Origin of the sequence: Actinoplanes sp. NPDC051494, from assembly GCF_044454705.1 — a bacterium.
GTDB lineage: Bacteria > Actinomycetota > Actinomycetes > Mycobacteriales > Micromonosporaceae > Actinoplanes.
On sequence record NZ_JBITDZ010000002.1, the window covers coordinates 1,008,192 to 1,026,271 of the forward strand.

The following is an 18,080-nucleotide window of genomic DNA, read 5'->3' on the forward strand; positions in this document are numbered from 1 at the left end:
GGATCGGAAAAGGGCTGACGAATCCGCCACGATCGGACTGATGTTTGCCCCCGTGCGAACGAGCGGGCAGGATCGCCGCATGGTCTACGACGCCCAGCCCGAGCAGTCCGCCATCTCCGAGGCGGTGCACTCGGAACTCGCCGCGACCACCGGAGCCGGCACGCCGGACCCGGAGGAAGCCATTGTGACGTTGCGCCTGGACGGAAAGGTCGCGCTGGTCACCGGCGCGGGCAGTCCGGACGGCATCGGGTACGCGACGGCACGCCGCCTGCGCGCGCTCGGCGCCCGGGTGGCGATCGTCTCCACGACCCGCCGCATCCACGACCGCGCCACCGAACTCGGTGTGACCGGTTTCGTCGCCGACCTGACCGACGAGGCGGAGGTGGGCGCGCTCGCGGACGCGATCACCGACCAGCTCGGCGACGTCCAGGTCCTGGTCAACAACGCGGGCCTGGCCAGCCGGACCAGCCCGGAGGTCCTCCGCCCGGTCGCCCAGCTCACGTACGACGAGTGGCGGGCTGAGATCGACCGCAACCTGAGCACGGCCTTCCTGTGCAGCCGGGCCTTCGTCGGGAGCATGTCCGAGTCAGGCTGGGGCCGCATCGTCAACCTCGCCGCGACCGCCGGCCCGATCAACGCCCTGCCCACCGAGGCGGCCTACGCGGCGGCCAAGTCCGGCGTGGTCGGCCTGACCCGGGCCCTGGCCATGGAACTCGTCGCGGACGGCATCAACGTTAACTGCGTGGCCCCCGGCACGATCTACACGGCGTCCACCACGGTGACGGAGATCAAGCAGGGTCTCGGCACCCCCATCGGCCGCCCCGGCACCCCCGACGAGGTCGCCGCGGCGATCGCGTTCCTGTGCTCCCCGGCGGCCTCGTACATCACCGGCCAGATGCTGGTAGTCGACGGCGGCAACAGCGTCCGCGAGGCAGAATTCCGCTGACGGCTCGGCTCTGGCGCCGGCTCCGTGCTGGTGCCCGGCGAACGGTCTCGTTCGCCGGGCGTCGCACGCCGCCTCCCTGCCGCGGGACCAGGCGTCAGTACGTGGAGGACGTGTTGCTGTCGAGGATCGCCCCGAACACGGCCAGACCGCAGAACAGCAGATACCCGACGGTGATGATGTAGCCCAGCCACAGCGCCGCCGTGGCCAGTCCGCCGCCGCCCTCACCGGTCTGCCGGATCTGCTTACGGGCGATGTGGCCCAGCACGATCGCGACCGGCGAGAAGATGAACGCGAACACGAACGCGAGAATCGCCATCGTGTTGGTCGGCTGGGACGTGGGGTAGGGCGAGTACGGCGTACCGTAGCCCGGTTGCCCGTATCCGGGCTGACCGTAACCCGGTTGCCCGTACCCAGGCTGGCCGTACCCGGGCTGTCCCGGACCGGGCTGCCCGTAGCCCGGCTGCGCGTAGGGCTGCCCGCTGGACGGCGCACCGTACGGAGGCTGCCCGTACGGGTCGCTGGCCGGAGCACCACTGGCCGGCGCACCATAGGGCGGCGGCTGCCCGTACGGCTGGCCACTGGAGGGCGCTCCCCCCGCCGAGTACGGCGAGGTCGGGTCATATGAAGGCTGCTCCCCATACGGCTGCTGGGGCTGATACGGATCCGGCGTTCCACCCGGCGGCGGGTAAGTCATCTCAGGTCCTCCTAGTTCACCCGGCACCGTACTAGCCGCAACCACGGCCGGATGACCCGAACCAGGGTGTCCGAACAGCTCATCCATCCGCACATCACCCAGAACACCCCACCCACCGAACCACCGGGCTCAGCGGAAACGCGCAATTCCCCCGGAAGAACTCGCACGCGGGTGTCTTGAGTTGCCCGGCCCGCACACCAGAGCGGCCGCCGTCAGGCCCGAGCGCTGCCTCCCAGAGGTCAGCCCGGCCACACCGTCCACCGGACCTGTCGCCGCAGTACCCGAAGGGTCCGTAAACGCGAACTGGTCCCGCTGGCTCGGTCCCGCCGGCCGGTCTTGCTGGCCGGTCTTGCTGGCCGGTCCCGTCGGCCGGTCCCGTCGGCCGGTCCCGTCGGCCGGTCCCGTCGGCCGGTCTTGCTGGCTGGCCCCGCTGGCCGGTCTCGCTGGCTCGGGCGGACGGGCGGTCGGCCCGCGCCGTTCGGGTCCGCGGCGATGTCCAGAAAGAACGGTCGTTCTGCCCGCCGCAGAGCTCGCCGCACCCGGACAGAGGGGCGAGCAGCCACGCCCTGGGTGGGGTGACTGACCAGCGCGACGGAATCGGGTCGGGTCGGATACCGAGATGACCGAGGGCCTCGACCCCGATCGTGCTGCCCATCGCCTCGGCCAAGCTCGACACGATGCCCCGCAGCTCGCGGACCACACGTCGGCGAGCGGTGGCGGTGGCAGTCCGCAAAGGGACGCAGATACGGGGATGGCGGCCCGTTCGGTGCCACCACCGCGCCCACCTCGGCCTGGCCGCGAGCTGGGGAGCGGATGCCGACGCGAGCAGCGGAACGGATGCGGATGCCGGATGCCCGGGGGTATCTGAGCTCGTGAGGACTGGGGGTCAGGGGAGTTTGCTGAGGTTGGCGACCGCTCGTTCGACGGCCAGGCAGCGGTCCTCGACGTAGTCCATGCCGGCCTCGGTGGCTATGCGGCGGCCTTCGGGGGAGGTGATGCCGCTCTGGAGCCAGACCGCTGGGGCCTTGATCGCTGCTGCTTGGCGGACGACCTCGGTGGCGTCGGCGGAGGGGCGGAAGATGGTGACCAGGTCGACCGGGTGGGGGAGGTCGGCCAGGGTGGGGACGGTCTTGATGCCGAAGATCTCGTCGACATAGGGGTTGACCGGGATGATTTGCCAGCCGTGCCGGAGCATCTGGAGCGGGACGGTGTGGGAGGGCTTGGCGGGGTCGCGGGAGGCGCCGACGACTGCGATGACGGTGGATTCCGCGAGGAGCTGTGGTGCGGTTCTCATGGGGTGATTCTATCGATGGGGCGGGCTGGTTTCCTGGTGCCTGTGGATAACCTCAAAGCAGTGTGAGCTGCTCGGATGCCGTGGTGCTGGTGGCGTCCTCGTCGTCGTTGGAGTACGTGGCACCGCGGGCCTCGCCGGGGGTGGGGCGGTGCAGGCCGTGGCGGCGGGCGGCGAGGCGGACGCGGGCGCCGATCTCGTTCTGGAACGGCTGGGTGAGGTAGGAGCCGCCGCGGTACAGGTCGCGGTAGCGCGGGGCCAGGGCCGGGTGTTCGCGGGTCAGCCAGGCCGCATACCACTCGCGGGCGCCCGGGCGCAGGTGCAGCGGTATCGGGGTCGCGGCGACGGCTCCGGAGGCGGCGATCGCGGCGACGGTCTCCTCGATGGACTCGTCGGTGTCGGTCAGGCCCGGCAGGATCGGGGCCATGAGGACGTTCACCGCGAAGCCCGCGTCGGTGAGACGGCGGACCGCGTCGAGCCGGCGGCGGGGGCTCGGGGTGCCGGGTTCGACCTCGCGCCACACCGTTTCGTCCACGAAGCCGATCGAGAAGGCGAGGCTGACGTCGGTCACCGTCGCCGCCTGCCGGAGCAGCTCGAGGTCGCGCAGGATGAGCGTGCCCTTGGTCAGGATGGAGAACGGGTTGGCGTGGTCACGCAGCGCGGTCAGGATCTCCGGCATCAGGCGGTAACGACCCTCGGCGCGCTGGTAGACGTCCACGTTGGTGCCCATGGCGATCGGTTCGCGTTTCCACCGGGGTGCGGCGAGCTCGCGGCGGACCAGCTCGCCGGCGTTGACCTTGACGATGACCTTGGAGTCGAAGTCGCGGCCGGCATCGAGGTCGAGGTAGGTGTGAGTGTTGCGGGCGAAGCAGTTGTGGCTCACCACCCCGTCGGCGATGAAGTCGCCGGTGCCCGTGGTGATGTCGTAGAGCGGCAGCGTCAGCCCGAGCTCCTCGATGTCGGCCACGGTCAGCTGGGCGTCGCTGCCGACCTCGACCCCGGACGCGTCGAGCGGGGCACCGGGGATGCCGGTGAGGTGCCGGAAGCGCAGTGCGGCCCAGAGGTCCCGCCCGACCTCGGCGCAGTGGGTGCCGCCGAGCTGGGGGTGCGGTGGTCGCCGGCTGGGCAGGCCGAGGTGGGTCAGCGCCTCGGTGACCCGGTCGAGGAACCCCTGGTCGCGACTGGTGAAGATCACCGCGAGCCCGTCGGCTGTCCCGGTGGCTCCGAAGGCGCCGGCCAGGAACCCGCGCCGCCACTCGCCGGTGGGCACCTCGGGCCAGCGCAGGGCCTCGTGCATGGGGATCTCGTCGAGGTAACCGTCGGCCCGGATCCAGGCGTCACCCTCGCGGGGAGTCGCGGTGGGCGGCGCGCCGGCGTCACCGCGGATGAGTCCGCAGAGGAACCCGGCCCGGTAGTCCGGTGACTCCTTGGGCGGGTCCGCGAAGTGCCCGACGCCGGACATGCGGTCTCCGACCGCGAGGGCGGGCAGGTGCGGCTCCGCGGGACTGACGTGCCGCCAGCCCCGGTCGGTCAGGAAACGATGGTCGCCGCTGGCCACGAGACGGGTGCCGTCGGCCAGGGTCACCCGGAACGCCGGCTTCGACGTGGTCCAGTGGTCGAGGACCGTCGTGGCCGCGTACCTCCGGAGGGGGCCGGCCCCGACCGTGCCGAGCACCGCGTCACCGACCTGGAGCTGCGACAGGGGTCGCGTCGATCCGTCGGCGAGCAGGATCGGGGTGTCGCCGCCGAGGCAGTAGGAGCAGGCGTGCGAGCAGCCTCGATAGGGGTTGATCGTCCACTGGAACGGGACCCGGGAGGCGCCGGGGACCCGGTTGATGATCGATTTCGACCGGATCTCGTAGAACGTCATGCCGGCGAAGCCGGGTGTGTCGAACGTGCGGACGGTCGCTCCGGGCAGCGCCAGCGGCAGGGGTGAGGCCACCGGCGCTGCGTCCAGGAGCGAGGCGTCGTCGGGCGATGCCGACAGGTGAGACCATCGCATGACGAAGATTCGAACACATGTTCGATCTCGCTGTCCACCTGATCTCACGAACGGGTGTGGGCAAAAAAATCGCGCCGCGGACCCGGCTGGGTTCGCGGCGCGAGTGGTGCTGAAGGTCAGTGGTTGGCGTGCTCCGCCTCGGACTGCTCGGCGATCTTCTGCTTGACCTCGTCCATGTCGAGCTTCTCGACCTGCTCGATCAGCGACTCGAGTGCCGACTCCGGGAGGGCGCCGGGCTGCGAGAAGACGAGCACACCATCGCGTACGGCCATGATGGTCGGGATCGAGCTGATGCCGAACTTGGCGGCGAGCTCCTGCTCGGCCTCGGTGTCGACCTTGCCGAAGGTGATCTCGGTGTGCTTCTCCGAGGAGCGCTCGTACGTGGGAGCGAAGCGCACGCACGGCCCGCACCAGCTGGCCCAGAAGTCGACCAGAACGATGCCGTCCTTGCCGGTCACGTCATCGAAATTCTCAGCGGTCAGCGCAACGGTCGCCATGATCTCTCCGTCCACGGGAATTGGCTTACGAGCATGTAAACCTCGGGTTCGTCTCGATGATTCCCGCTGATCGGCCTCATGATGCGTGGCCTGCGGCACCTTTTCGAGACTCGCCCAGCACCTGTCAGTGGCTCATCGTAACCGAATGTAAGCGCGATGCCCTCGCATGTCACGAGATGGTGAGTGTCCAATATGCCGCCGTGAACGCCGCCTGCCGCAGCTCGATAACGGAGAGCCAGCAATAGGTAACAATGTTTGCTGTGAGTCGGGTCACTTCCGAGAACCCTTCACATGCCTACGCAGGGTGAGGCAAAATCTCACCCAACAGAGCGTGGGCGGCGGGTGCCGGGGAGGGCCCCGCCGCTCATTGCGTCTGCTCCCGGAAAAATGACGGCGTTCCGACCTGGATCGATGCGGCCGAGCATGTCCGATCAGCGTGAAGTGCCCGTGTTCTGCCGATTCGCTTGACGCGCGCCCCGGTGACCCCCACCGTGAAGGGGTGTCTGTCACGGTGGGTTGCCCCCGTTGTGCCGCACAGGTCCGGCCGCCGGACCTGATGCACAGCGATTGGCGTTGCGATAACTGTGGCGGGGTGCACCCGTTCCACGTCGCCGAGCACATAAGTCCGGAGATCATCGACAGCGTCATCCGGCAGGCGGTGCCGTCCGCCGAACGGGTGCCTCTCTGGTGCCCCTGGCCGTTGCCGCCGGGGTGGATGGTCACCGGTGTCGGCTGGGCGGGCGACGACCGTTCGGGAGTGCGCGCCACCGCCCTGTCGTGCAGCGGCCCGGATCCGCTGGGTGGCGGCCCCGCCGACCTCGTGCTCATCGCTGAGCAGCCCGGGGTGGGTCTCGGCACCCGGTTCGCCGGCATCCCCGGCATCGATCCCGGTTACCTGATCGCGGAGGCGCTGGGCGACGTCAACCAGCATGCCGGCCCGCATGCCAAGATCAAGGCGGGCGGGCATCCGACTCCACTGTGGTGTGTCAAGTCCCCGGAGGACCGAAGCGCCTATGTGAGTGAAGCCAAAGGAATGTGGCTCTATGCGGTAGCGTGGCCCGCAAGCGCCGGGTACTTCCTCGCCGAACACGTCGTTCTGCACGATCTGTGCGACGGGGTGGTTCCGGAGCTTGTGTACGGAGCGCCGTCACCGTACCTGCAGGGCCGGGCCTGAAGTCGAGTGCCGGGGCCGGTGGGGGCAGTGTCAGCTTTTCGGACACTACGTTCACACACCGCAGTGAAGCTGATACCGTGAGTGTTGCCGCGGCGTCGACCGTACCCGCAACGGAGGAGCAGGCCCGCCATGATCAAGAAGGTACTCACCTGGCTTGGCATCGCATTCTTGATCTTCTTCATTGCGTTCAACCCCAACTCGGCAGCAGCTGTGTTCGAGTCGCTGGGTGACACCATCGGGGACATTGCCCGCGGTTTCGGAACCTTCTTCACCAACCTCGTCGCTTAACATCGGCGCATGGGTCCTGGTGAGCCGCGGCAATCTGAGGCTGAGGGTGCGCGTCGCCCTCAGGACGACGACGAATATTTCGGCCACAACGATCCCGTGGTGAGGGACGACGGTCCGGAGTACGTGAGGGGCACCGCTCCGGCTGGTGGTCCTGCCTATTCGGACGGTCCCGCATACTCGCCGAGCGCCGGTTATGCCGACGACTACGAGACGCGGGAACAGCCGCCGTATCGCGAGCCGGAGGAGTTCGAGCAGCCGGTCTTCACCGAGGACGAGCTCAAGGGCCTCGGTGGTGGTGGCTCGGGTGTCCCGGGTGGATCCCGCCGCGTGCTGCCGCTCGAGGACGAACCGACCACACTGGTCTCGCGCTATCTGTTCCCGACCGAGCGTTACCGCGGGGAGTGGAAGCGCCACTGGATCCATCTGTCCACGCCGCTGCTGATCGGCATCGGGGCGACGCTGGCGCTCGGCTACCTTGCCGGATTCCTCACCAAACAGGACATCGGCGGCATGGTCACCGTCGCCGTGCTCATCTGGCTCGGCGTCATGGGCTGGGTCGCGTGGAAGGTCGGCGACTGGTATTTCGACCGTTTCATCCTGACCAACAAGCGGGTCATGGTGGTCAACGGCATCGTCACCCGCAAGGTCGCCATGATGCCGCTGCTGCGGGTCACCGACATGAAGTACGAACAGTCCGCGCTCGGCCGCATGCTGAGTTACGGCACGTTCGTCCTCGAATCCGCCGGCCAGGACCAGGCACTGCGCGAGGTCAAGCATCTCCCCAACCCCAACGAGCTGTACCTGCGGGTTGTCGAGGAGATGTACGAACCCCAGGCGGTCGAGGCCCGGCTCGGCAAGGACGACGGGGGCGACGACGCTTGAGAGCACCCGGTAACGTTTTCGAGTGACCAGAATCGACCTGCACTGCCACTCGACGGCCAGCGACGGCACGCTGACGCCGTCCGAGCTGGTCCGGGCGGGCGGCGCGGCGGGTCTCGACGTGATGGCCATCACGGACCACGACACCACCAACGGCTGGGCTGAGGCCGCTGCCGCACGGCCCGAAAACCTTGCTCTGGTACGCGGTGCCGAGCTGTCCTGTCGCTGGCACGGAGCCGAGCCGGCCATCTCCCTGCACCTGCTCGCGTACCTGTTCGATCCCACGGAGCCTCAGCTGGCCGCCGACCTCGTCCGGCTCCAGCACGATCGCGCGCACCGGGCCGAGAAGATCGTCGAGCTGCTGCGCGCGGACGGCGTCGACATCAGCTGGCCCGAGGTCCACGGCTATGCCGCCGGCGGTTCGGTGGGGCGGCCGCACATCGCCCAGGCCCTGATCAGGGCGGGGCTCGTGCGCACCACCAGCGAGGCGTTCGCTTCGCGGTGGCTGGGCGCCCGGTATTTCGTACCCAAATCGGATCTTGATGTCTTCGCGGCGGTCGCCTCGGTGCGGGCCGCGGGTGGGGTGGCCGTTTTCGCCCACCCGAACGCCACCGTCCGCGGCCGGGTCGTCCCGGACAAGCTCATCGCCGACCTCGCCGCGGCCGGGCTCTTCGGGCTCGAAGCCGACCACGAGGACCACTCCCCGGCGGAGCGTGCGCACGTCCGGGCGCTCGCCGATGACCTCGGTCTTGTCGCGACGGGATCATCGGACTTCCACGGCACGCACAAGACCGTCCAGCTCGGCGCTTTCACGACCGACCTCGTCGCGTACGAGAAAATTGTGGCCGCCGCGACCGGAGCACCCGTCCTGGGGTGACGGTCCTCGCAGTTCAGGGCATCAGATCCGCGCGCCACCTAAGTTGATCACGTGGATCTGAAGTTGTTCGGTGAATTCTTCGTGACCCTCCTGGTGATCGTCGATCCGCCGGGCATGGTCCCTGTCTTCCTGGCCCTGACCGGCACCATGTCGACCCGTGACCGGGCCCGCGCCGGCACCCAGGCGGTGCTGCTCGCGCTCGGCGTCATCGTGATCTTCGCGGTGGCCGGCCAGACGCTGCTCGACTACCTGCACGTCCAGCTGCCGGCCCTGCAGGGTGCGGGTGGCCTGCTGCTCGTCCTGGTCGCGTTGCAGCTGCTCACCGGCAAGACCGACGAGCCCTCGGAACAGGGCGGCCTGACCAGCAATGTCGCGCTTGTCCCGATCGGCACGCCGCTGCTGGCCGGCCCCGGCGCGATCGTGGCCACCATGTTGTTCGTGCAGCGTGCGGACGGTATCTCGGACTATTCGGTGATCGCCCTGGGGATCGTCGCGGTCATGTTCACCGTCTGGCTGGTGCTGCGGTTCTCCGGCGTCATCGTCAAGCTGCTGCGCCCGGCCGGCATCGAGGTGCTGACCCGCATCGCCGGCCTGCTGCTCGCGGCCATCGCGGTCCAGCTCATCGCGGATGCGGCGGCCGCGTTCGTCGAGCTGTACGCCGCCGCGGCCCACTGAGCCGGACCCCTGGTCCTCATTTCTGTCGTAGGGCCCTGGCAGGATTGAACCCGTGCCCAGGACCTCCCCGCGAACGGCCGCCGTCCCCCAGCAGTTGGGCTTCGACGGCATGCCCGAACGTCTCTTCGTCTGCACGCCCAGCAAGCTCGGCGCCTACATGGACTGTCCCCGGCGCTACCGGTACACCTACATCGATCGCCCGAGCCCGCAGAAGGGCCCGCCCTGGGCGCACAACTCCCTCGGGGCGAGCGTGCACACCGCGCTCAAGAACTGGTATGCCGTGCCGGCCGACCGCCGCGCCACCGCGTCCGTGCCCACCCTGCTCAAGGCGACCTGGGTTCGTGAGGGCTACCGCGACGTCGAGCTGGAGCGGGTCGCCTACCGCAAGGCGCTGAGCTGGCTCGACACCTACGTGGCGGGCCTCGACCCGCTCGAGGAGCCGCTGGGCGTCGAGCGCACCGTGGCGACGAAGACCGCGGTGCTCGCCTTCAACGGCCGCACCGACCGGATCGACGCCCGTGACGGCGAGGCGGTGATCGTCGACTACAAGACCGGCAGGACCGGCCTCGACGCCGACGACGCCCGCGGCTCCCACGCGCTGGCCCTGTACGCGTACGCGGCCCAGCGCGTCTTCCGGCGCCCTTGCCACAAGGTCGAGCTGCACCACCTGCCGACCGGCACCGTCGCTACCCACGAACACACCGAGGAATCCCTGGCCCGGCAGGTCACCCGCGCCGAGGACACCGCCCGCGACATCATGGCGGCCGAGAAAGCCGTGGCCGCGGGCGCCGACCCGGACGACGAGTTCCCGACCAACCCCAGCTCGTTGTGCGGATGGTGCGACTTCCGCCGCACCTGCCCGGCCGGTGCCGACGTGCCGGGCAAGGACCCGTGGGCGGCGGTCGAGCACCTGGAGCGTGCGTCAGGCTAGGCCGGCCCGCTCCAGGGCCGCCTGCCGCATCGGCGGGACGCTGTATTCCGGCGGGAGCGCGACGGCGGCGGCCTTCAGGAGCAGACGGATGCCGCGTACGGACAGGTCGGCTGACCGGTCCGTGGTGGGCCAGCCCAGGCCGCCGTACATCTTGCGGGCCCAGCCCGGCAGCAGCGCGATGGACGTCCCGGCGATCCCCAGGTATGCCAGCCGGGCCGGACCGAGGGTCAGACCGAGGCGGAACGGCAGGCTGCCCCAGTCACCCGGCACCGGCGGCACGGTCAGGAACAGCGCGGTCTCGGCACCGTCGCGGGTCAGGCCGAGCTCAGGCTGCATCGCCGCGTAATAGTCGGCCATCTGCGCCGCGGTGGCCGGCACCGAGGCCGGATCGAGCCCGATCGCCTCGGCCGCCCGCAGCTGCTCGGTGTAGTAGTCGTCCACCTCGGTGTCGGTGAGCTCCAGCCCGGCACGACGGGCCGTGGTGAGGAACGACTCCACCTCCGTCACATGCACCCAGCGGAGCAGGTCCGGCTCGTCGATCCGGAACACCTCCCCGGTACGCGGATCGGTCGCCCGCATCAACGAATGCATCCGCCGGATCCGGCCGGAGATCCGCTCGACCTCGGCCGTCGTCCCGTACAAGATCGTGCCGACATATTCCGAGGTCCGCATGAACCGGCCCCAGGGATCTGCCTTGTACCCGGAATTCTGCGCGACCCCGGCGACCGCCCGCGGATGCAACGCCTGCAGATAGAGCGACCGCAGCCCTCCGAGCGTGACAATCGGCTCCCGATGAACCTTCCATGTGACCGAACCGGGCCCAAAAAGGCCGACATCACCTGAGCTGCTCATCTCTCCAGCGTGCCACGCGCTGAGCGTGACCGGCCCCTGCCTTCACGTGGCTGCCGTCCCAACCGCCTGCTGGACTCTCCGGGATGCTCGTTCTTCGTGAGCTTGAGGGTCCCGGTTCGATTACTTTCGGTCATTTTTGTCGGGATGGGCTGGTTGGGCGAAGGCTGACACTTTCTCCCTCGAAGGTGCTCCAACGGCTTGGCCGACGTGGTGAATCTTTAGGCAGGCCGGGCACGGGGTCCCGTTCCGGCTCGCTCGATCGACGGTTGGGGCACGCTTTGGCCAACGAACGCCGTACCGGTGAACCGGATCGGCTCCGCGCGCGTAACCGCAACAAGGGGATGTTTGCGTCGTCAGACAGTTCCGGCTGGCGCCCGAATCCTTTAACGTTCAAGGAGGTTGACCGTGTTCGACCAGATAAACGGCCTGCCAGTGCACATCCTGGTGCTGCACGCCGCCGTCGTCTTCGTGCCACTCCTGGCGCTGGCAGCGATCGCCTACGCGGTCCTGCCCCGCTGGCGATCAAAAATCGGGTGGGCGGCGATCCTGCTGGCCATCGCGGCACCGGCGTCCACCTACGTGGCGATGGCCTCGGGCACCGAGCTGCGTAACCGCCTCGTCCAGCAGGGCATGAGCGGCCCGCCGCTCGAGAAGATCGACGACCACATGGGTTTCGGCACGTTGACCTTCTACTTCACGCTCGGACTCGCCATCGTGACCCTGATCATGGTGATCCTGTCGCTCCGCACCCCGACCCATCGCCTGCCGCTGCTCGCGGACGTCGGACTGGCCGTGGTCATGGTGGCGCTGGCGGCAATCTCCGGCTACTACGTCTTCAAGACCGGTGACTCGGGAGCCCAGGCGGTCTGGGGCACCTCGTCCTGACAACCTGCCGTCTCGGCCGCCATGTGGGGTGGCGGCCGAGACGGTGATCATCACGCGCGGGCAGGTCTTGTGGCTCGCCCAGCGGGACGGGCCGGCCTTCGTCCAAGGCCGGTCCGCCTGTCGTTGACGGGCTGGGCGGGATCGTCAGAAGATGACGCGGGCGCAGAGCAGGCACATCAGGACCAGCGCGATCGCGCCTGCCACCAGGCCCACCCCGTAGGTCATGGTGCGGGCGGCGCCCTCGGACTCGTCCAGGACGTCCATGTTCTGCGCGGGCATGGCGCGTGGGGGCGGAGGGTGGGACACCACCGGTGGCCGCCAGTGCGGGGAGGCGGGCGCCGGGCGGGGCGGCCCCTCGTATGTGGGCTGCGGATCAGCCTTCGGCGCCGGACGATCGGCCCCGAACTCATCCGCAGCGGAATCCGGTCGCTTCCAGTACGCGTCGTCGTCAGATCCGTTCGGGGCGCTCACGTTCATCGACGCTACATCCATCGGGTACCGACCGCGCACCGACGCGGCCTACCCTCTTACCGTGGACATCCTTGACGAACCCGACCGCGACGCGGACGCCGAGCGCACCGTCGACTTCGAATCGGACGAAACCCCGGTTCTCCCCGACCAGACCAGCGACGACACCGAGCGTGGCTGGGGCTACAACAGCACCGAGGACTCGAACGACGATCGCCTTCTCCAAGACCGCCCTCCGCACTGGGGCTGACCTCATCCGGTGACTCCGGCCAACCCTTCGTGGTTGGCCGGCTTTGTATCCGCCGCGGACCACCAGCCCCCTATGCCGCCGCAGCGTGCTCTCACCCGCTCGGGCGGATCGTCACGGCGTAGCCGTCCGGGCTCTGTTCGATCGCTGTCCTCGCGGCGTCCGGAGGCAGGGCCAGGAGCAGCCCGCCGACCAGGGGATCGTCGGTGTTCGTGATGCCCAGGACCAGCACCGCTGACGCGATCGGGTGGCCGCTGTCGCTCGGGCGGAAGAGGTCGACCCGATCACGGACGCGTAGCAGGAGCAGCGCTGCGGGCTCCGACAACCGGACGGGTACGCCGACCGTGCCCGGTGGCGGCGGGAGCGTGTCGGCGGCACTGCCCGGGGCTGTGCCGAACGGTGGCGGACTGTCGCGGACCGGTGGCCGGTCGACCGGTTCCGGCGGGTTCGTGCTGTGAGCTGTGCTGACGGTGCCGGCGGCCCCGCTCGTGTCGCCGGGGAGAGCATCCGTGACCGCCTTCTGCGTGGGCGGTCGAGCGCCCGGCCCGGGGACGTCCATAGGCAGGCCGCACGGCGCCGGACCGGTCCAGGCCAAGGCCGCGGCCAGGGTCAGCAGGACTGCCACCGTGGACAGCCGGAGAAGGGTGCCGCGGCGTGGTCCACGCCGGCGGACCGGGTCGAGTGAGGGCTCCGATGACGTTCGTTGATTCGATCGCACGCGACGAAGGTAAGGAAAATCGCGCTTCGTCGTGCGGGGGCCTGTGGACAGCCGCGCATTGTGGATAACTCCGGGACGCGGGTCGCCGGGCGGTAGAAATGACGGATCGCCCGGTCGGCCCGATCGATCCGAGGCAATGGCGTCGCGGCCGGGTGACACCGGGCGACGACCAGGTTCGAACTGGAGCAGGCGCGGGCGTCAGCTGTCCGGGCGCCGAGAAGCTACGCCGGTCGAGGCGATGGTCGGGCATCGACCGGCGGTGCTGAGAACGAGATTCGGCCGGCGACCCGGCAAGGGCGCCGACCGGATGTCAGGAGGACGAGGTCGTCGAGGACGACGCCGAGGATGAGGACGACGTCGACGAGGGCGTCGAGGACGAGGGAGCGGAGGTGGAAGCAGGTGTCGACGACGATGAGCTCGACGACGTCGAGGCCGTGTCGGACGACTTGGTTTCCGGGGTCGAGCTCGCCGCCTTCTCGGCGCTCACGTTGCCGGAGCGGGAGTCGTTGCGGTAGAAGCCGGAGCCCTTGAAGACGATACCGACCGAGTTGAAGACCTTGCGGAGCTTGCCGTTGCAGGCGGGGCACTCGGTGAGAGCCGGGTCCGAGAAAGACTGCACCCGTTCGATCTGCTCTCCACACTCGGTGCAGGCGTACTGGTAGGTGGGCACTGGTCCTCCGCGTCGTTACTCGATGGCTTGGCACTCGTCGTCTGGGAGTGCCAATGCTCCGTCATCGGAGTTTATTTCGTCCAGTCGGGTGCCTCACTGAGGCCCTCCGACGGGGTGATCGTCGCCCGTACGCGGCGGTCGTGCGGTTCGGCGGGGACCTCGTCGACCCGTTCGCCGTCGTGGAGCAGGGCCACCGTGAACGCCGAGGGGGACGTCCGGGCCAGGGCTCGGTCGTAGGATCCGCCGCCCCTGCCCATGCGGACACCTCGACGGTCGACGGCCAGCGCGGGGACGACGATGAATGAGGCTTCCGCGATGGCGGACACGCCGAGGCGTCGTCCCACGGGTTCGAGAAGCCCGCGGGGGCCGGGGTTCAGGGAGGACGGGCCCTCGTAGAGAACCCAGTCCAGGTCCCCGTCGGGGAGCAGAACCGGGAGCAGAACCGGGAGCAGGACCGGGAGCAAGAGGGGGTGAACGCTGCGTAGTGACTCGGGGAGGTCGGGGCCACCGGGTTCCGGCCCGATGGGGACATAAGCAGCGATCACTGACGGTGAATACGTGCGAATCGTGGCGAGAAGGGTGGATCGGATGGTCAGGGCGGCTGAGTGCAGGATTTCGGGCGATTTTGATCTGCGCGCTGCGAGGAGGCGTGTGCGGAGCGCTACCTTCGCGGATCGAGATTTTTCCGCATCACGGGCGAAATCGGACATGCGACACCCCCTTGGGGAAACCGGCAAACGGTGCGCACTATGTCAGCATCGCTCCAAAGAAGGCCACTTCCAGGAGGATGCGTGACTCTTCGTGGCCGACTCACCACCGCGTTCCTCGTGGTCGTGCTCGGCCCGGTTCTGCTCGGATCCTTCTTCGTCGGGATGACCGTGGCCACGGTGAGCCGGGACCGGACGGTCGAGCGGCTCGATCATGCCGCAACGACGGTTCGCACGGCGATCGGCGCCATGTGCCGCCAGCTCCAGGCGGTCGCGGACGCGGTGGCGGTGCTGCCCGCGGACCAGCGACGTCCGGCCGCGGACCAGATGGTGAGTCGTGGGCTCGCCGTCGAGGTGCGCATTCTCGGGACGGGAGAAGAAACGCCCCTGCGTGAGGGCGAGCGAGACTGCGTAGGCACGGTCGCACTCACCCAGGGGGAACAGAGTGCGGGGGGCACCGCTGTGGTGGCGCGTGCGCTGCAGGGGGATGTCACTGTCCTGGCCGTCGAGCGGGTTGATGCGGCGCTTGTCCGGCGGCTGGCGGAAACCAGCGGAGCCGCGGTGGAGATTCCCGGGGTCGGCGCCGCGGCGGAGGGGGGCTCCTACACCCGTACGGTTCCCGTCGGGCCTGGTCAACCGTTGCCTTTGACCGTCGAAGTGCGCTCCAAGGAGCCTGCGGCCTTCTACATTTCTCTCGCCCTGGGAGTGGGGGCTGTCGCCGGGCTGGCGATCCTGGCCGCTCGTGGGCTTGCCCGCTCGACCACCCGGCCGCTGCAGGAGCTCGCCTGGGCGGCCGGCAAGGTCGCCGACGGGGAGCTCGGGGTGCGGGTGCCGGTGGGGCGCGGTGACGAGATCGGGCAGCTCGCCGGGGCCTTCAACCGGATGACCCGGGAGTTGCAGGCGTACGTGCAGGCGCTGACCGCCAGCCGGGATCAGTTGCGGGGGCATCTCGCGATCCTGGGGGACACCCTCTCCAGCACCCATGACGTGCACCGGATCCTTCAGGTCATCCTGCAGACCGCACTGTCCGCCACCGGGGCCAGGGCCGGGATCGTCCTGCTCACCGAGCCGGCCGCGGGGCGTCTGGTGGCGCGTTGTGCCGAGGGGCTGACCGGCCGGTGGGATGTGCCGGAGTGCGACCTGCCGTCGTTGTCGGTTCCGGTCGGCGGCGGGATCCTCGGGACCATCGCCGCCGGGGGCGAAGCGCGCCGAGGGCTCTGTGGGCTGAGCGGGGGACCGGTCGACGAGCCGGCGTGCCGTACGTATGTGGCGGTGCCGATCTGTGCCCCGGCGACCGTCGGCGATCCGCTCGTGCCAGGTGGGCGGGCAACAGAGGGTGGGCGGGCAGCAGAGGGTGGGCGGCCCGCGATTCTGGGAGTTCTCGCGCTGTACGACCGGCTCGGTGCTGACGAGTTCGACGATTCCGACCTGCTGACCCTGCGGACCTTCGCCGGGCAGGCCGGTATCGCGGTGCACAACGTGCGGATCCACGAGGAGGCGCAGCGGTTGTCGCTCACCGACCCGCTGACCGGGTTGTGGAACTACCGGTACCTGCGGGAGTCGCTGCGGCGTGAGGTGGAGCGGGCCAACCGTTTCGGCCGGATGCTCACCGTGCTGGTGCTCGATCTGGATCACTTCAAGGACGTGAACGACACGTACGGGCATGCCGCCGGGGACACCGTGCTGGAGGAGTTCGCCCGGCGGATCCGGATCGGGCTGCGGGAGGTCGACGTGGCTTTCCGGCAGGGCGGCGAGGAGTTCGTCGTGCTTCTTCCGGAGACCGACGCGTACGGGGGGATCGTGGTGGCCGAGCGGCTGGGTGCGGCGGTCCGGGGGAGTCCGGTCCCTATCGATCCGCGGCGGGTGGGGGCGGCCACCGGGGTCTTCGTCGACCGGGTCTCGGTCAGCGTCTCGATCGGGATCGCCGTGTACCCGGAACACGGGGCTACCGCTCAGCAGGTGCTCGACGCCGCTGACGACGCGCTCTACGCGGCGAAGAACGGGGGGCGGGACACCTATCGGATCGCCGAGGTCGTCCCGTTGCCCAGCGCCGGTCCGGTCGATCCCATGGCCGGGCTCATCAATCCCACCGTCGGCCTGGCCGGCACCGCGTCGAAACCGGTCGATCCCGTGGCGGGCCGGGCGGAAGCGGGCTCCGGGCAGTCTGAGCAGGCCGTCAGTGTGACCGACCCGTCAGTTTCGGGTGGGGTGGAAGAGGGGAATTTCGATCATCCGGGACCCGTGACGGGCGCGTCCGGTGGGCCGCAACCTCCGCGGCAGTCCCGTGGCCGATAGTCTCGCGGCATGTCCGGGCATGAACAAGCGAAGGTGCGGTGACCCTCCCAGATGACCACGCAGGCGCACGCGACCGGCCGTCGAGCCGTTAAGGCCGTCATTCCGGCCGCCGGGCTCGCCACCCGATTCCTTCCCGCCACGAAGGCCGTACCCAAAGAACTGTTGCCGGTCGTCGACCGTCCGGTTCTGCAATACATCGTCGAGGAGGCGGCCGCAGCGGGCATCACCGATGTCCTGCTGGTCACCGGCCGTGGCAAGACCTCGATGGTCGACCACTTCGACCGGCGGCCCGATGTCGAGGCCCGGCTGGAGGAGAAGGGCGACAAGGCGCGGCTCGCGGCTGTCCGCCGGACCAGCGAGCTGGCCGACATCTACACCTGCCGCCAGGGTGAGCCCCTCGGCCTCGGCCACGCCGTCGGCGTGGCCGCCTCGCACATCGGTGACAACGCGTTCGCCGTGCTGCTCGGTGACGAGTTCGTCGACGAGGAGCAGCCGCTGCTGCCGGCGATGCTCGAGCTGCAGGCGCGCACCGGTGGCATCGTGCTCGCGTTCATCGAGGTCGCTCCCGAGGAGACCGGCCGGTACGGCATCGCGTCGGTCAAGCCGTCCGAGTTCGGCGAGGACATCGTCGAGGTCACCGGCCTGGTCGAGAAGCCGTCGGCGGCCGAGGCCCCCAGCAACCTGGCCGTGGTCGGGCGGTACATCCTGCCGGCGACGATCTTCGAGGCGATCAACAACACCAAGCCGGGCAGCGGCGGTGAGATCCAGCTGACCGATGCGATGGCCCAGCTGCTCGCCGACGGGACGCCGGTGCACGGGATCGTCTACCGCGGGCACCGCTACGACACCGGTATGCCCCTCGGCTACCTGCAGGCGGTCGTGGAGATCGCGGTGAAGCGGCCTGACCTGGGCGCCGAGTTCGGTCAGTGGCTGAGCGAGTTCGTGGCGAAGCAGGCCAAGAACGCCGGCGGTGCGCAGGGATGA

Annotated in this window: 20 protein-coding genes; 11 read left to right on the plus strand and 9 right to left on the minus strand. The window is 69.3% G+C overall.

Annotated elements, in window-relative coordinates; genetic code table 11:
• The first annotated feature begins 79 nt into the window (after nt 1-79).
• A complete protein-coding gene (locus ACIA6A_RS11300; protein ID WP_396097378.1) occupies nt 80-946 on the plus strand; it encodes an SDR family NAD(P)-dependent oxidoreductase in 867 nt (288 codons plus the stop codon).
• Nucleotides 947-1,040: 94 nt separating this feature from the next.
• Here the strand turns inward: ACIA6A_RS11300 and ACIA6A_RS11305 are convergent, their stop codons facing one another.
• The 4 genes from ACIA6A_RS11305 to trxA all read right to left on the minus strand — a co-directional run bounded on the left by ACIA6A_RS11305 (nt 1,041) and on the right by trxA (nt 5,430).
• On the minus strand, nt 1,041-1,640 hold the full coding sequence (locus ACIA6A_RS11305) for a DUF4190 domain-containing protein (protein WP_396097379.1): 600 nt from the start codon (nt 1,638-1,640) through the stop codon (nt 1,041-1,043).
• Nucleotides 1,641-2,526: 886 nt separating this feature from the next.
• Nucleotides 2,527-2,934: a CoA-binding protein gene (locus ACIA6A_RS11310; RefSeq protein WP_396097380.1), complete on the minus strand. Its 408-nt coding sequence runs from the start codon at nt 2,932-2,934 to the stop codon at nt 2,527-2,529.
• Nucleotides 2,935-2,986: 52 nt separating this feature from the next.
• Nucleotides 2,987-4,933, minus strand: coding sequence for an intein-containing Rv2578c family radical SAM protein (locus tag ACIA6A_RS11315; RefSeq protein ID WP_396097381.1), 1,947 nt, complete (start codon nt 4,931-4,933; stop codon nt 2,987-2,989).
• Between the two features lie 116 nt (nt 4,934-5,049).
• On the minus strand, nt 5,050-5,430 hold the full coding sequence (gene trxA, locus ACIA6A_RS11320; RefSeq protein WP_396097382.1) for a thioredoxin: 381 nt from the start codon (nt 5,428-5,430) through the stop codon (nt 5,050-5,052).
• Nucleotides 5,431-5,941: 511 nt separating this feature from the next.
• Between trxA and ACIA6A_RS11325 the strand changes: the two genes are divergently transcribed.
• The 6 genes from ACIA6A_RS11325 (at nt 5,942) to ACIA6A_RS11350 (ending at nt 10,254) form a co-directional block, all read left to right on the plus strand.
• Nucleotides 5,942-6,604 (plus strand): DUF6758 family protein, encoded by a 663-nt coding sequence (locus ACIA6A_RS11325; RefSeq protein ID WP_396097643.1) that lies wholly within the window; start codon nt 5,942-5,944, stop codon nt 6,602-6,604.
• A 129-nt stretch (nt 6,605-6,733) separates the two neighbouring features.
• Entirely contained in the window at nt 6,734-6,892 is a 159-nt protein-coding gene (locus tag ACIA6A_RS11330) for a hypothetical protein (protein WP_015625668.1), read from the plus strand.
• 9 nt (nt 6,893-6,901) lie between these two features.
• Complete coding sequence (locus tag ACIA6A_RS11335; protein ID WP_396097383.1) at nt 6,902-7,774, plus strand: PH domain-containing protein; 873 nt, start codon at nt 6,902-6,904, stop codon at nt 7,772-7,774.
• 22 nt (nt 7,775-7,796) lie between these two features.
• Nucleotides 7,797-8,648, plus strand: coding sequence for a PHP domain-containing protein (locus ACIA6A_RS11340; RefSeq protein WP_396097384.1), 852 nt, complete (start codon nt 7,797-7,799; stop codon nt 8,646-8,648).
• A 51-nt stretch (nt 8,649-8,699) separates the two neighbouring features.
• Nucleotides 8,700-9,323, plus strand: coding sequence for a MarC family protein (locus ACIA6A_RS11345; RefSeq protein WP_396097385.1), 624 nt, complete (start codon nt 8,700-8,702; stop codon nt 9,321-9,323).
• A gap of 109 nt (nt 9,324-9,432) precedes the next feature.
• Complete coding sequence (locus ACIA6A_RS11350) at nt 9,433-10,254, plus strand: RecB family exonuclease (RefSeq protein WP_396097644.1); 822 nt, start codon at nt 9,433-9,435, stop codon at nt 10,252-10,254.
• Here the strand turns inward: ACIA6A_RS11350 and ACIA6A_RS11355 are convergent.
• The gene (locus ACIA6A_RS11355) at nt 10,246-11,106 is read right to left on the minus strand and encodes an oxygenase MpaB family protein (RefSeq protein WP_396097386.1); all 861 of its coding nucleotides are present in this window, start codon (nt 11,104-11,106) and stop codon (nt 10,246-10,248) included. The two genes, ACIA6A_RS11350 and ACIA6A_RS11355, sit on opposite strands and share 9 nt — an antisense overlap.
• A 405-nt stretch (nt 11,107-11,511) precedes the next feature.
• Between ACIA6A_RS11355 and ACIA6A_RS11360 the strand changes: the two genes are divergently transcribed.
• Nucleotides 11,512-11,991, plus strand: coding sequence for a DUF2231 domain-containing protein (locus ACIA6A_RS11360; protein WP_396097387.1), 480 nt, complete (start codon nt 11,512-11,514; stop codon nt 11,989-11,991).
• 144 nt (nt 11,992-12,135) lie between these two features.
• On the opposite strand, the gene ACIA6A_RS11365 is transcribed toward ACIA6A_RS11360, so the two are convergent.
• On the minus strand, nt 12,136-12,270 hold the full coding sequence (locus ACIA6A_RS11365; RefSeq protein WP_396097388.1) for a hypothetical protein: 135 nt from the start codon (nt 12,268-12,270) through the stop codon (nt 12,136-12,138).
• Nucleotides 12,271-12,523: 253 nt separating this feature from the next.
• Between ACIA6A_RS11365 and ACIA6A_RS11370 the strand changes: the two genes are divergently transcribed.
• Entirely contained in the window at nt 12,524-12,709 is a 186-nt protein-coding gene (locus tag ACIA6A_RS11370; protein ID WP_396097389.1) for a hypothetical protein, read from the plus strand.
• Between the two features lie 91 nt (nt 12,710-12,800).
• On the opposite strand, the gene ACIA6A_RS11375 is transcribed toward ACIA6A_RS11370, so the two are convergent.
• From ACIA6A_RS11375 to ACIA6A_RS11385, 3 genes are all read right to left on the minus strand, one after another.
• The gene (locus tag ACIA6A_RS11375; RefSeq protein WP_396097390.1) at nt 12,801-13,331 is read right to left on the minus strand and encodes a hypothetical protein; all 531 of its coding nucleotides are present in this window, start codon (nt 13,329-13,331) and stop codon (nt 12,801-12,803) included.
• Nucleotides 13,332-13,734: 403 nt separating this feature from the next.
• Complete coding sequence (locus ACIA6A_RS11380; RefSeq protein WP_396097391.1) at nt 13,735-14,094, minus strand: FmdB family zinc ribbon protein; 360 nt, start codon at nt 14,092-14,094, stop codon at nt 13,735-13,737.
• A 71-nt stretch (nt 14,095-14,165) separates the two neighbouring features.
• Nucleotides 14,166-14,804, minus strand: a complete 639-nt coding sequence (locus ACIA6A_RS11385; RefSeq protein WP_396097392.1) for a 5-formyltetrahydrofolate cyclo-ligase — start codon at nt 14,802-14,804, stop codon at nt 14,166-14,168.
• Between the two features lie 162 nt (nt 14,805-14,966).
• On the opposite strand from ACIA6A_RS11385, the gene ACIA6A_RS11390 reads away from it, so the two are divergent.
• Both ACIA6A_RS11390 and ACIA6A_RS11395 read left to right on the plus strand, forming a co-directional pair.
• Nucleotides 14,967-17,096, plus strand: coding sequence for a diguanylate cyclase (locus tag ACIA6A_RS11390; protein ID WP_396097645.1), 2,130 nt, complete (start codon nt 14,967-14,969; stop codon nt 17,094-17,096).
• A 51-nt stretch (nt 17,097-17,147) separates the two neighbouring features.
• Nucleotides 17,148-18,080, plus strand: a complete 933-nt coding sequence (locus ACIA6A_RS11395) for a UTP--glucose-1-phosphate uridylyltransferase (RefSeq protein ID WP_396097393.1) — start codon at nt 17,148-17,150, stop codon at nt 18,078-18,080.